The sequence below is a fragment of the Pseudomonas sp. P5_152 genome, assembly GCF_033989915.1.
Lineage (GTDB): Bacteria > Pseudomonadota > Gammaproteobacteria > Pseudomonadales > Pseudomonadaceae > Aquipseudomonas.
Genome location: NZ_JASFAH010000002.1, coordinates 4,869,882 through 4,882,563, shown reverse-complemented (window position 1 = coordinate 4,882,563; position 12,682 = coordinate 4,869,882). Strand labels below are relative to the sequence as shown.

The 12,682-nt window shown below is 61.4% G+C and carries 11 protein-coding genes; 2 read left to right on the top strand and 9 right to left on the bottom strand.

All coding sequences use genetic code 11. The annotated features are described in order from the left end of the window. Nucleotides 1–18: 18 nt before the first annotated feature. The 3 genes from plsX to QMK50_RS22180 are packed head-to-tail and all read right to left on the bottom strand — an operon-like array spanning nucleotide 19 to nucleotide 1,756. Nucleotides 19–1,029, bottom strand: coding sequence for a phosphate acyltransferase PlsX (gene plsX, locus QMK50_RS22190; protein ID WP_320333948.1), 1,011 nt, complete (start codon nucleotides 1,027–1,029; stop codon nucleotides 19–21). Nucleotides 1,030–1,032: 3 nt separating this feature from the next. Beyond that, entirely contained in the window at nucleotides 1,033–1,215 is a 183-nt protein-coding gene (gene rpmF, locus QMK50_RS22185; RefSeq protein ID WP_003179396.1) for a 50S ribosomal protein L32, read from the bottom strand. 13 nt (nucleotides 1,216–1,228) lie between these two features. Continuing rightward, the gene (locus QMK50_RS22180; RefSeq protein ID WP_008050439.1) at nucleotides 1,229–1,756 is read right to left on the bottom strand and encodes a YceD family protein; all 528 of its coding nucleotides are present in this window, start codon (nucleotides 1,754–1,756) and stop codon (nucleotides 1,229–1,231) included. Between the two features lie 105 nt (nucleotides 1,757–1,861). Here QMK50_RS22180 and QMK50_RS22175 point away from each other — a divergent pair, with 105 nt between their 5' ends. Beyond that, nucleotides 1,862–2,440, top strand: coding sequence for a Maf family protein (locus QMK50_RS22175; protein WP_159994504.1), 579 nt, complete (start codon nucleotides 1,862–1,864; stop codon nucleotides 2,438–2,440). Nucleotides 2,441–2,554: 114 nt separating this feature from the next. On the opposite strand, the gene sppA is transcribed toward QMK50_RS22175, so the two are convergent. Genes sppA through rluC form a run of 3 tightly spaced genes read right to left on the bottom strand, consistent with a single transcriptional unit; the run spans nucleotide 2,555 to nucleotide 5,180 of the window. Then, entirely contained in the window at nucleotides 2,555–3,544 is a 990-nt protein-coding gene (gene sppA, locus QMK50_RS22170) for a signal peptide peptidase SppA (protein WP_320333947.1), read from the bottom strand. A 21-nt stretch (nucleotides 3,545–3,565) separates the two neighbouring features. After that, nucleotides 3,566–4,231, bottom strand: a complete 666-nt coding sequence (locus tag QMK50_RS22165) for an HAD-IA family hydrolase (protein ID WP_320333946.1) — start codon at nucleotides 4,229–4,231, stop codon at nucleotides 3,566–3,568. Next, nucleotides 4,218–5,180, bottom strand: a complete 963-nt coding sequence (gene rluC / locus QMK50_RS22160; protein WP_095167632.1) for a 23S rRNA pseudouridine(955/2504/2580) synthase RluC — start codon at nucleotides 5,178–5,180, stop codon at nucleotides 4,218–4,220. Before rluC ends, QMK50_RS22165 begins: the two co-directional genes overlap by 14 nt. A gap of 740 nt (nucleotides 5,181–5,920) precedes the next feature. Here rluC and rne point away from each other — a divergent pair. Then, the gene (rne, locus tag QMK50_RS22155) at nucleotides 5,921–9,121 is read left to right on the top strand and encodes a ribonuclease E (protein ID WP_320333945.1); all 3,201 of its coding nucleotides are present in this window, start codon (nucleotides 5,921–5,923) and stop codon (nucleotides 9,119–9,121) included. A gap of 126 nt (nucleotides 9,122–9,247) precedes the next feature. On the opposite strand, the gene QMK50_RS22150 is transcribed toward rne, so the two are convergent. Genes QMK50_RS22150 through QMK50_RS22140 form a run of 3 tightly spaced genes read right to left on the bottom strand, consistent with a single transcriptional unit; the run spans nucleotide 9,248 to nucleotide 12,629 of the window. After that, nucleotides 9,248–9,847 (bottom strand): nucleotidyltransferase family protein, encoded by a 600-nt coding sequence (locus QMK50_RS22150; RefSeq protein ID WP_413787305.1) that lies wholly within the window; start codon nucleotides 9,845–9,847, stop codon nucleotides 9,248–9,250. Next, on the bottom strand, nucleotides 9,847–12,162 hold the full coding sequence (locus QMK50_RS22145; RefSeq protein WP_320333944.1) for a xanthine dehydrogenase family protein molybdopterin-binding subunit: 2,316 nt from the start codon (nucleotides 12,160–12,162) through the stop codon (nucleotides 9,847–9,849). Before QMK50_RS22145 ends, QMK50_RS22150 begins: the two co-directional genes overlap by 1 nt. Next, nucleotides 12,159–12,629: a (2Fe-2S)-binding protein gene (locus QMK50_RS22140; protein ID WP_320333943.1), complete on the bottom strand. Its 471-nt coding sequence runs from the start codon at nucleotides 12,627–12,629 to the stop codon at nucleotides 12,159–12,161. Before QMK50_RS22140 ends, QMK50_RS22145 begins: the two co-directional genes overlap by 4 nt. Nucleotides 12,630–12,682: the final 53 nt, after the last annotated feature.

Sequence of the window (12,682 nt, the reverse complement as noted above, 5' to 3'; positions counted from 1 at the left end):
ATTGTCCGACGAAAATGCCTAAAGCAGCAAATCCTCGAGACGCCCATGGAGTCGCTGCGGCAGATTCTCCTGGATCTCGATCAAGGCTCGCTGGATCGCACTCTGAAAGCCCTGCACGCCAACTGAACCGTGGCTCTTGACCACGATCCCCTGCAACCCGAGGAAGCTCGCGCCGTTGTGCCGGGCGGGCGCCAGGTCAGCCTGCAAACGCTTCATCAAGGGCAAGGCCAGGGCCCCGACCATCCTTGATGCAAGATTCTGCTTGAACAAGGCCTCGATACGCCCGGCAATCATGGTCGCCAGGCCTTCGCTGGACTTGAGCAGGATGTTGCCGACAAAACCATCACAGACCACCACATCCGCCTCACCCCGATACAGGCCGTCACCCTCGACAAAACCGATGTAGTTCAGGCCCCGGGCACCTTGCAACAGGGTCGCCGCAAGCTTGACCTGCTGATTGCCCTTGATGTCCTCGGTGCCGATATTCAACAACGCCACCCGGGGCCGGGCGATCCCCAGCGTCTCGGCCGCCACCGAACCCATCACCGCGAACTGGAACAGGTGCTCGGCACTGCAATCGACGTTAGCCCCCAGGTCCAGTAACTGACAGTAACCCTTTTGTGTCGGGATCGCCGCGACCATCGCTGGCCGATCGATACCCGGCAACGTCTTGAGCACGAACCGCGACAACGCCATCAGCGCGCCGGTGTTGCCGGCACTGACACAGGCCTGGGCCTTGCCTTCACGCAGCAACTCCAACGCCACGCGCATCGACGAATCGGGCTTGCCACGCAGGGCCTGGGCAGGCTTTTCGTCCATGGTGATGACTTCAGACGCCGGAGCAATCGACAGGCGCGCGCGATCCACAGCCGATTGGCCAGCGATCAGTTCTTCAAGAAGGGAGGGTTGACCGACGAGGGTCAGGTGTAGCGAGGGCGTAGCAGACAGGCAAGCAAGGCTGGCCTGAACAATGCTGCGGGGACCGAAGTCCCCGCCCATTGCGTCAATCGCGATGACTTGAGCGGACAAGGATTACTCGTCAGCGCCCTTGTCGATCACTTTACGGCCACGGTATACGCCTTCTGGCGATACGTGGTGACGCAGGTGAACTTCACCAGTGGTCTTTTCTACGGACAGAGTGCTTGCCTCGAGAGCGTCGTGCGAACGACGCATGTCACGGGCGGAGCGGGATTTTTTGTTCTGCTGAACAGCCATAATTGATTAACTCCTAAACGTTTGGGTCACGCTTTAACTGCGCCAATACACTGAACGGGTTGGACCGCGTTACCTCGTCCTCGCTCGGTTCGGGCTCATCGAGACCCGCCGGCTGCTGGCATTCTTCCGGATGATGAGCAGGCACAATGGGCAAGGCGAGCAAAAGCTCCTCCTCGATCAGTGACTGCAGATCCAAAGGATCTTCGCCCAGTTCCAGCACGTCATAACCTTTCGGCAACGACTGGGTATTCGCACCCTCCTTTACCACAGCATAACTGCATTCGCTGTGAATCGGCAGGGTGACCAGCTCAAGACAACGCTGGCAAACCATTTTGACCTCGGTGTCGATAAAGCTGTGGATCACCACAGATTTACGTTCATCTCGTTCAAAAACGAATTTAGCCTGCACCGTACCGACATTGTCGGAAAGCGGGTCGCAGAGTCTCTCCAAATCGGCCAGCAGCATTTCACCTTGAAGGGTGGTGCCACGATCAGCCAATTTGCGCGGGTCAACGTGAGGTGGAATCGGGTCATTCAACATAGGCGCAGCATTATAGGGATGCACCCGCCCTTGTCAAAGGAAATTCAGTCCTGTCCGTCACTTGCAGGCCCCGCTAGAATTTGCGACTGACTTCTGGAGAGCCCTATGTTGCCTTTATTACTCGCTTCAAGCTCGGTTTATCGCCGCGAATTACTGGCTCGCCTGCAGTTGCCTTTTACCTGCAGCTCCCCGGATATCGACGAAAGCCCACTGGCGGGCGAGTCCGCCACCGAGCTGGTCAGGCGCCTGGCACAAGCCAAGGCCCAGGCACTGGCCGCCAGCCATCCGGGGCATCTGATCATCGGCTCGGACCAGGTCGCGGTACTCGACGGCAAGATCATCGGCAAGCCCCACACCTTCGACAAGGCCCGCGAACAACTGCTGGCCGCCAGCGGTGCCAGCGTGACCTTCCTCACCGGCCTGGCCCTGCTCAACAGCCAGAGCGGCCACTGCCAGCTCGACTGCATCCCCTTTACCGTCCACATGCGCACGCTCGACCCAGCAAGCGTGGAGCGCTACCTGCGCGCAGAGCAGCCCTACGACTGCGCTGGCAGCTTCAAGGCCGAAGGATTGGGGGTAATCCTGTTCCAACGCACCGAAGGCCCGGACGCCACCAGCCTGATCGGCCTGCCGCTGATTCGCCTGGTAGACATGCTACTGGCCGAAGGCGTGCAGATCCCGTAGCAGCTCGCACCCGGCGAGGACTGCGTCCTCGAACGCAGCCTCGCGGGCTCGGCAGCTGCTACAGACCATAAAAAAACCGGCCACGCAGGCCGGTTTTTTTATCTCATACAGCAATCAGCGCAAGGCGGGGCCCTGAAAACCCATCCACATGGCCAACTGCTCGGCCACACTGGCGCCGAGCTTTTTCGAGAAGCGATCGAACGGCGATTCCTGGATGGTGAAGTCCACCAGCTCTTTCTCACCGATCACGTCCCGCGCCACCGAACTGGCACTGCCCAGGCCATCGATCAAGCCCAGCGGCAATGCCTGCTCGCCCGACCAGACCAACCCGGAAAACAGCTCCGGATGATCTTTGTCCTTGAGCCGATCACCACGCCCCTTCTTCACGCTGGCGATGAACTGCTGATGGGTGGTATCCAGCACGCTCTGCCAGAATTTGGTTTCTTCCGGTTTTTGCGGCTGGAACGGATCGAGGAACGACTTGTGCTCACCCGAGGTGTAGGTACGCCGCTCGACACCCAGCTTCTCCATGGTACCTACAAAGCCATAGCCGGCCGCTGTGACACCAATGGAACCCACCAGACTGGCCTTGTCGGCATAGATCTGGTCCGCAGCGCTGGCAATGTAGTAGGCACCCGAGGCGCCCAGGTCGGAAATCACCGCATAAACCTTGATTTGCGGGTGCAAGGCGCGCAAGCGCACAATTTCGTCATAGACGTAGCCGGACTGCACCGGACTGCCCCCAGGGCTGTTGATCCGCAGCACGACACCCTTGACCTTGGCATCCTCGAACGCCGCACGCAGGCTGCCGACGATATTGTCGGCACTGGCCGGCTCTTTATCGGCAATCACCCCAGTGATCTCGATCAATGCGGTGTAGCCCGAGCCGCGCGTCGCGCTCTTTTCAATGTCCATCAGCGGCGTGAACAGGATCAACGCGACAATCAGGTACACAAAGGTCAACAGCTTGAAGAAGATCCCCCAACGCCGCGAGCGACGCTGCTCCTGCACACCGGCCAGCAGGGTTTTTTCCAGCAGTTTCCAGCTCTTGTCTTCGCCGTCTTCAGCACTGGCTTTGACAGGCGCCTTCCATTCGTCAGTCATTGCATCTACCCCAACCCAAACTTAATTGGCCTGCTGACCCAGCCAGGCATGCAATTGCGAAAAATGATCAATGGCCAGGCACGGCTCGTACGCACGCAGCGCCTCTATGGATTGCGCGCCATAGCTGACTGCCACAGACGCCATCCCGGCATTGCGAGCCATCTGCAGATCGAACGACGAATCCCCCACCATCAGCGCCTGCCCAGGCCCGACCGCGCAATGCGCCAGGATCTGCTCGAGCATCAAGGGGTGCGGCTTGCTAGCGGTTTCGTCGGCGGCGCGGGTGATATCAAAATAATCTTCCCAGCCATGGGACTTCAGCACCCGATCCAGGCCACGACGCGCCTTGCCAGTGGCTACGGCCAACTGATAGCCCTCGGCGCGGAACGCCTCAAGCGACTCGAGCACGCCCTCGAACAACGGCGAAGGCTCGGCCTCCAGCGCTATGTAGTGATCGGCATAATGCTGACGAAACGCCAACAGCTCGGCATCACCGATTTGCGGATACAAGGTGCGAATCGCCTCTGGCAAACCCAGCCCGATAATGCCCTTGACCGCCAGATCGCTGCACAGCGCAAAACCCGAGCGTTCAGACGCGACGTGCATCGCCTCGACGATCCGACCAATGGAATCGGCCAGTGTCCCGTCCCAATCGAAAATCAGTAGCTTGCAATCAGAGGGGTGCACTCAGGCGCTCCACGGTCTTGGCCCACATTTCGTCCACTGGCGCCTGCAACTTCAACTCACCGCCATCGGGCAGCGGCACGGTCAGCATGTAGGCATGGAGGAACAATCGCTTGCCGCCCAGATCGCGAATCTCCTTGGAGAAACCTTCCTCGCCGTACTTGGTATCGCCAGCAATGCAGTGCCCGGCGTGCAAGGTGTGGACGCGGATCTGGTGAGTCCGGCCGGTAATCGGCTTGGCTTCGATCAGGGTGGCAAAGTCGCCAAAACGACGCAGGACCTTGAACACGGTCACCGACTCCTTGCCCTCCTCCTCGTCGACTTCGACCATGCGCTCGCCGGAGCGCAGATTGCTCTTGCCGAGCGGCGCCCGGACTTGCTTGATCGAGCTCGCCCAGTTGCCGCGAACCAGCGCCATGTAGCGCTTGTCGACACCATCGCCGCGCAATGCCGTGTGCAAGTGACGCAGCATGCTGCGTTTCTTGGCGATCATCAGCAGGCCGGAGGTATCACGGTCGAGACGGTGCACCAGCTCGAGCTCCTTGCAATCGGGACGCAACTGACGAAAGGCCTCAATCACCCCAAAGGTCAAGCCGCTGCCACCGTGGACCGCAATGCCGCAAGGCTTGTTGATCACGATCAGCGCCTTGTCTTCAAAGACAATCGAGGCTTCCAGGCGTTGCAACAACCCCTGGGCCAGGGGCACTGGCTCGTCACGCTCCGGCACACGCACCGGCGGCACGCGCACGATGTCGCCCGCCTGCAGCTTGTACTCGGGCTTGATCCGACCTTTGTTCACGCGCACTTCGCCTTTACGCAAAATGCGGTAAATCAAGGTCTTGGGCACACCTTTGAGCCGAGCAAGAAGGAAGTTGTCAATTCGTTGGCCGGCATATTCCGGCGAGACCTCCAGCAGTTGTACGGCTGGGGTCGGGGGGGCAGTAGTCGTCATGCCGCGAATGATAACAATTTTTTATGGAATTGAAGCACTTAATCATTGCTGCTATAGTCGCGAACGCCGCCAAAAGCGGCTGGACAGAGGACAAACGGCAAGTTGCCGGCCCTGACCAACGCAATTCATCAGGACGCGAGGCCGTCCTACGGGGCTTTCGCATCTTCTGGAAGGTTCGTGATTGTAACAAGCGCAGGTGACATGAGGCCTGAAGCGAGTGCAACAAACAGAGTACCACTCGTCTGTTGCGCCGATATTTACGGCCAGTTCACAAAGTGCAGTCAGTCCCGAATCACACCTGGGTCGAGAGTTTCGGAAACAACGCCTGTTACAAGCTGGGAGCCAGCCAAACAGCTTTCACCCAGTCTTGTGTAGCCATGAGCGTGGACTCCCCATTGGAGAACACGGTAAATGCCAACCCGCTGCGGATTCTGCGCGCGGCAGCACCCGAATTATCAGGGATACGTGTAGGGTGGAGATGCACAACCGTCGGACCGTGTAGCACTAGGCTTATATTTAGACGCTTCATCTCGTCCACAGTCGCCGGTTGATTCCTCCTCCTGACTGAGTGCTTAAGTAGCCACAGCAAGCAGGACGCGTACGTCGCGATGAAGGCCCACATTGGCCGGACTTCGCTAGACACGGGAATGGCCAACCACTCCCGACGCACCTGACACCGACCGTGAGAAGTCGTGTGTGCCGAACGCCGTTTCCGGCAGCCCGGAAACCGACGGTACTACATGAAAAGAATGCTGATTAACGCAACTCAACCCGAAGAGTTGCGTGTTGCACTGGTAGATGGCCAGCGCCTCTACGACCTGGACATCGAATCCGGTGCACGCGAGCAGAAGAAGGCCAACATCTATAAAGGCCGGATTACTCGCATCGAACCAAGCCTTGAGGCTGCCTTTGTCGATTTCGGCTCTGAGCGCCACGGCTTCCTGCCCCTCAAAGAAATCTCCCGCGAATACTTCAAGAAAGCGCCTGAAGGCCGCGTCAATATCAAGGACGTCCTGAGCGAAGGCCAGGAAGTCATTGTTCAGGTCGAAAAAGAAGAACGTGGCAACAAGGGCGCAGCCCTGACCACCTTCATCAGCCTGGCCGGTCGTTACCTGGTGCTGATGCCGAACAACCCACGTGCCGGCGGTATCTCCCGTCGCATCGAAGGTGAAGAGCGCAACGAACTGCGTGAAGCCCTGAACGGCCTGGTTGCCCCGGCTGACATGGGTCTGATCGTGCGCACTGCCGGCCTTGGCCGCAGCAGCGAAGAAATGCAGTGGGACCTCGACTACCTGCTGCAACTCTGGACCGCCATCAAAGAAGCTTCGCTGGACCGTTCCGCGCCGTTCCTGATCTACCAGGAAAGCAACGTGATCATCCGCGCGATCCGCGACTACCTGCGCCAGGACATCGGCGAAGTGCTGATCGACAGCGTTGAAGCCCAGGACGAAGCCCTGACCTTCATCCGCCAGGTGATGCCGCAGTACGCCAGCAAGATCAAGCTGTACGAAGACAGCGTGCCGCTGTTCAACCGTTTCCAGATCGAAAGCCAGATCGAAACCGCATTCCAGCGCGTTGTCGAACTGCCTTCCGGCGGCTCCATCGTCATCGATCCGACCGAAGCCCTGGTGTCCATCGACATCAACTCGGCGCGCGCCACCAAAGGCAGCGACATCGAAGAAACCGCTCTGCAGACCAACCTTGAAGCCGCTGAAGAAATCGCCCGTCAGTTGCGCCTGCGCGACATCGGCGGCCTGATCGTCATCGACTTCATCGACATGACCCCTGCCAAGAACCAGCGCGCCGTGGAAGAGAAAGTCCGCGAATGCCTGGAAGCCGACCGCGCTCGCGTACAAGTCGGTCGCATCTCGCGCTTCGGCCTGCTGGAAATGTCCCGTCAGCGCCTGCGTCCGTCTCTCGGCGAAAGCAGCGGCATCGTCTGCCCGCGTTGCAACGGCACCGGCATCATCCGTGACGTTGAATCGCTGTCGCTGGCGATCCTGCGCCTGATCGAAGAAGAAGCCCTGAAAGACCGCACCGCCGAAGTTCGCGCCCAGGTGCCGATCCCGGTGGCAGCGTTCCTGCTCAACGAAAAACGCAACTCGATCACCAAGATCGAACTGCGCACCCGTGCCCGCATCGTCATCCTGCCGAACGATCACCTCGAGACGCCGCACTTCGAAGTGCAGCGCCTGCGCGATGACAGCCCGGAAGCCCACACCAACCAGTCCAGCTACGAAATCGCAGCTGCCGCGGCTGAAGTGGAAGAAGTGCAACCGGCCGCCGCCACCCGCACCCTGGTTCGCCAGGAAGCTGCCGTGAAGACTGCACCCGCCCGTGCCAACGCACCGGTGCCGGTTGAAGTCGCAGCTGCTCCGGTAGTCGCTCCGGTTGCGGTACCAGAGCCAAGCCTGTTCAAGGGCCTGGTGAAGTCGCTGGTCAGCCTGTTCGCCACCAAGGAAGAGCCAGCCGCTCCGGTAGTGGTTGAAAAACCTGCCGCCGAGCGTCCAGCCCGCAACGAAGAACGTCGCAACGGTCGTCAGCAGAGCCGCAACCGTAACGGTCGCCGCGATGAAGAACGCAAGCCACGCGAAGAACGTGCACCGCGTGAAGAGCGCGCTCCACGTGAGCCGCGCGAAGAGCGTCAACCACGCGAAGCCCGTGAAGAGACCCCGACCGTCGCTCGCGAAGAACGCGCACCTCGCGCCCCACGCGAAGAGCGTGCTCCACGTCCACCACGTGAAGAGCGCAAGCCACGTGGCGATCGTGAAGACCGCCCAGTGCGCGAACTGCGTGAACCTCTGGATGCCGCACCCGCTGCCGCCGTTGCTGTTGCTGCTAGCGCCGTCGCTGAAGAGCGCCCGGCTCGCCAGCCGCGCGAAGAGCGTGCACCGCGTCCGCCGCGCGAAGAGCGTCAACCACGTGCCGAACAAGCTGCTGCCCCGGTTGCCGAAGAAGAAGAACTGGTAACCAGCGAAGAGCAACTGCCGGAAGATGGCCAGGACAACGCCGAAGGCGATCGTCCACGCCGCCGCTCCCGTGGCCAGCGTCGCCGCAGCAACCGTCGTGAGCGTCAACGTGATGCCAATGGCAATGTGATCGAAGGCTCGGAAGAGTCCGAAGGCAGCGAAGAGCCTACGGGCGCAGAACTGGCTGCCGGCCTGGCCGTGACCGCCGCTGTTGCCAGCACCGTGATCAGTGCTCCAGCCGAAGCCGAGGCTCATCAGCAAGCTGAACGTGCAACCGCCGCCGTGACTGAAGAAGTTGTTCAGCCAACCGCCCAGGTTGAAGCGCCAGTCGTGGAAGCCACCACTCCAGTCGAAGCGCCAGCCGCTTCTGCTGTAGAAGTGGCTCCGGCGGTTGAAGCCCAGACTGTTGAAGCACAACCGCAAGTAGTGGCTGAAGCCGAAGCCGCGGTTGAAGCACCTGTCGCTGTAGAGACCGTTGTCGAAGCCCCTGCGGTGGTTGAAGCACCTGCTTTCGAAGCACCAGTCGCCGAACAGGCGCCTGAAGCCCGCGAAGAGCAGACTGCCTTTAACTGGGTAGCTGAGCCAGCCGTGGTCGAAGCCGTGGCTGCCGAGGTTGTGGCACCGGTTGCCGAAGTGGTTGCCGAGCCAGCCCCCGTGGCTGCCGAACCTGCGCCAGTCGAAGCCCCGGTAGTGGCTGAAGCTGCCGCCCCGGTGGTCGAAGCTGCGCCAGCTGCGGTCCTGACCGAAAACGGTCGTGCGCCGAACGACCCACGTGAAGTGCGTCGCCGCAAGCGCGAAGCCGAGCGCCTGCAGAAGGAAGCCGAACTGGCTGCCACTGCTGCACCGGTCGCTGAAGTTGCTGCCGAGCCTGCTGCCCCTGCCATCGACGAAAACCTGCGTTCCGTTGAAGAAGTGGTAGAGCAACACCCTGAGGCCCTGGAAAAAGAGCACGAGCCTAAACCCCTCGCCTGATTCCATCCGCCACTAAAAAGCCCCGTCTGAGCAATCAGGCGGGGCTTTTTTTATCGTGGGAACCGGCGCCCGCTCCCAGGTTGGTACGTCCATCGCTGGCAAGCCACAAAGGCATCACCCGGCTGATTAACCAAAAACCAGCGCCTGCGGCACATCCACATCCCACAGAACCCCCCCATCCTTCACCACCACCTCGACCACCTTGGCCGTGGCAAACAACGGCTTGGCCCCACGATCACCGGACAGAGCCATCAACGCCGGGCCAAACGATGCGCCAAACCCCACGGGGTGGCCAAACTCGCCCGCCTGCACCGGCACACTGATGGTATCGGCCGCCACTTGGGCAACCACCTCATCAATACTCGTCGGCAAGATAAACGGCATATCTCCCAGCACCACCAGCCATCCCTCCAACCCTGGGCAGGCCGCCACCGCCGCGGCGATGCTGTCGCCCATGCCCGCCGATGCCAGCCACAGCACTTCGCAGCCGTAGACACGGGCCAGCCGGGCGACCTCGGGGCGGTCCGGCGTGGTCACCAGCCAGCGCGGCTGGACGCTGTCCGGCAAGTTGCGCAGGCTATGCTCGAGCACCGGCCGGACAACCCCATCGCGGCCTTTGCACAGCGCCAGCAGCTTGTCCTGGTCGGCGCCGGCCACTTGTCGATAACGACTGCCCTGCCCTGCCGCGAGAATGATCGCGCCGACATTGCGCTGCACACGCGCCATCAGGCCTTTTCCTGCTGCCAGCCTTGCAGCTGATAACGCACGGGCAAACTGCGGATACGCTTGCCAGTCGCGGCAAAGATCGCATTGCACAGGGCCGGTGCAATCGGTGGCACGCCCGGCTCGCCGACCCCGCCCAACGGCACATTGCCCGGTGGCGTGACCAGATGCACCGCCAGCACCTTTGGCGCCAGGGACATGCGTGCCACCTCGTACATATGGAAGTTGTCTTGCTGGACCTTGCCGTCCTTGAAGCTGATCTCCCCCAGCACCGCGTTGCCCAGGCCCATCACGCAGGCCCCCTCGAACTGCGAGCGAATACGCTCGGGATTGATCTGCGGACCACAATCGACGGCGATATCCGCCTTGTGCACCACCAGCGTCCCGTCATCCCCGACCTCAACTTCGATGACTGCCGCCACATAGGTGACGAAGCTGTAGTGCACTGCCAGCCCCAGGCCACGGCCCTTGGGCAACTCGCGACCCCAGCCGGCTGCCTCGGCAGCAGTTTCCAGCACCGCACGCAGACGCGCAGTGTCGATCGGGTAACGTTCGGGGGATTCGCCGTAGTTCCACTCCTCGCTCAAGGTCCGCGGGTCGATCTGCCTATCAGGCCCCAATAGCTTGATCTGGTACTTCAGCGGATCCTGGCCGGCCTTGTGCGCCAGCTCGTCGACAAAGCTCTGGATGGCGAAACCATGGGGAATGTTCGACACCGAACGATACCAGCCGACCCGGGTATGGGCAGCGGCTGCGGGATTTTCCAAGCGCACGTTGGGAATCGCATAGGCCATGTTGGTGAAGCCCATGCCCAGCTCAAAAGCGGCTTCGTGATCCATACCCGGCGCGAACAACGCGGTGATGCTCGGCGCCACGGTGCGGTGCAGCCAACCGGATGGCATGCCGTCCTGATTGAGACTGGCCTTGAGGTATTCGGCCGAAACCGTATGGAAGTAGGAGTTGTGGATATCGTCTTCACGGGTCCACTGCACCCGCACCGCCTTGCCGGGATACGCCTGGGCCAGGATCGCCGCCTCGAGGATGAAGTCCGGCTTGGACTTGCGCCCGAAACCACCACCGAGCAAGGTGACGTTCACCCTGACCTTGTCGAAGGGTATACCCAGGCGTTCGGCGATGCGCTCACGGGTGACCTGGGGGGCCTGGCTCGGCGCCCAGGCTTCGCACTGGCCATCCTTGAAGCGCGCTACGGCAACCATCGGCTCCATTGGTGCCTGTGCCAGGTGAGGCAAGTAATAGGACGCTTCCAGGCTGCTGTCGGCACTGTTCAGCGCCTCGTCGATATTGCCGGTGCTGCGCACTACCTTGCCCGGCTTGAGCGCAGCAGCCTCCAGTTCCTTGCGGTAGGCAAGCGAGTCATATGCGGCATTGGCGCCGTCGGCCCAGACAATTTTCAGCGCCTCGCGCCCCTTGATCGCCGCCCAGGTATTGCTCGCAATCACTGCCACACCGCCCAGCGGCTGGAACTCGGAGGGAATCGGCCGGCTGTCGATCTGCATCACCTTGACCACCCCCGGCACCTTCAGCGCCGCACTGGCATCAAAGGACTTGACCGTGCCGCCATACACCGCCGGCCGCGCTACGGTGGCAAAGAGCATGCCTTCGAAGTGCACATCGGCGCCGTAGACCGCCCGCCCGGTAACAATGTCTTCGCCGTCAATGGCACGCACCGACTCCTTGCCGATGTAACGAAACTCCGACGGCTGCTTCAGCCGCAGGCTTTCTCGCGCCGGTACCGGCAAGGCAGCGGCCGCCTCGGCCAGCGTGCCGTAACCTAATTGACGACCACTGGGCTGATGGCGGACGGTATGCAATTGCGCCCGGCATTCGTCGACCGGCACTTGCCATTGATTGGCCGCCGCCTGCTCCAGCATGCTCCGCGCCGCAGCCCCACACCGGCGCATCGGCTCGTACCAGTGGCGCATGCTGCGCGAACCGTCGGTGTCCTGGTTGCCGAAACGTACTTCATCGCCCGGCGCTTGGCGGACCTTGACCATGGCCCAGTCGGCGTCCAGTTCATCGGCCACCACCATGCTCAAGCTGGTGCGCACGCCCTGGCCCATTTCCGAGCGGTTGCACAGCACCGTCACCGTGCCATCGACGGCTATGCTGACGTACACCTTGGGGTCATCGATCCAGCCATTGGGCATGCCCTCGGCACCAAACTTTTTGTCCTCGGCGAACGCCTCCTGCCACCCCCAACTGGCTGCCAGCACCAGCGCACCGGTGGCGCCTACCCCCTTGAGAAAGCCGCGTCGACTGAGGTTGCTCAGGACAAAATCACTGGGTAAGCGGCTCATGCCTTGGCCTCCTGCAGATGAGTCGCCACCTGGCGGATTGCAGTCTTGATCCGGTTATAGGTGCCACAGCGGCAGATATTGCCGACCATCGCGGTCTCGATCTGCTCATCGCTGGGGTTGGGATGGGTCTTGAGCAATGCCGTGGCCGACATGATCTGACCACCCTGGCAGAACCCGCACTGCGCCACGGCCGTATCAAGCCAGGCTTGCTGGACCAGTTGGCCGAGCGGATCGCGGTGCAGGTTGTCGATAGTGCTGACGTCCTGGCCGACCACCGAGCCGATCGGGGTGATGCAACTGCGCGCCGGGGCACCGTCGATATGGATGGTGCACGCACCACACAGGCCCATGCCACAGCCAAACTTGGTGCCGCTGTAACCGGCAACGTCGCGGATCGCCCAGAGCAGCGGCATGTCCTCGGTGACGTCCAGTTGATGGTCTTGACCATTGAGCTTCAGGGTAATCATGGGCACGCCCGCATATGCATGAGGTTATGGGGCCGAGTTATCTGCCGCGCTGT

Bases quoted from the DNA above. Each gene is read 5' to 3' on its own strand.
- rluC (WP_095167632.1), bottom strand. From the start codon at position 5,180: ATGACGACTACTGCCCCCCCGACCCCAGCCGTACAACTGCTGGAGGTC.
- QMK50_RS22140 (WP_320333943.1), bottom strand. From the start codon at position 12,629: ATGATTACCCTGAAGCTCAATGGTCAAGACCATCAACTGGACGTCACC.
- QMK50_RS22175 (WP_159994504.1), top strand. From the start codon at position 1,862: ATGTTGCCTTTATTACTCGCTTCAAGCTCGGTTTATCGCCGCGAATTA.
- QMK50_RS22180 (WP_008050439.1), bottom strand. From the start codon at position 1,756: ATGTTGAATGACCCGATTCCACCTCACGTTGACCCGCGCAAATTGGCT.
- sppA (WP_320333947.1), bottom strand. From the start codon at position 3,544: ATGACTGACGAATGGAAGGCGCCTGTCAAAGCCAGTGCTGAAGACGGC.
- rpmF (WP_003179396.1), bottom strand. From the start codon at position 1,215: ATGGCTGTTCAGCAGAACAAAAAATCCCGCTCCGCCCGTGACATGCGT.
- QMK50_RS22145 (WP_320333944.1), bottom strand. From the start codon at position 12,162: ATGAGCCGCTTACCCAGTGATTTTGTCCTGAGCAACCTCAGTCGACGC.
- rne (WP_320333945.1), top strand. From the start codon at position 5,921: ATGAAAAGAATGCTGATTAACGCAACTCAACCCGAAGAGTTGCGTGTT.
- QMK50_RS22150 (WP_413787305.1), bottom strand. From the start codon at position 9,847: ATGGCGCGTGTGCAGCGCAATGTCGGCGCGATCATTCTCGCGGCAGGG.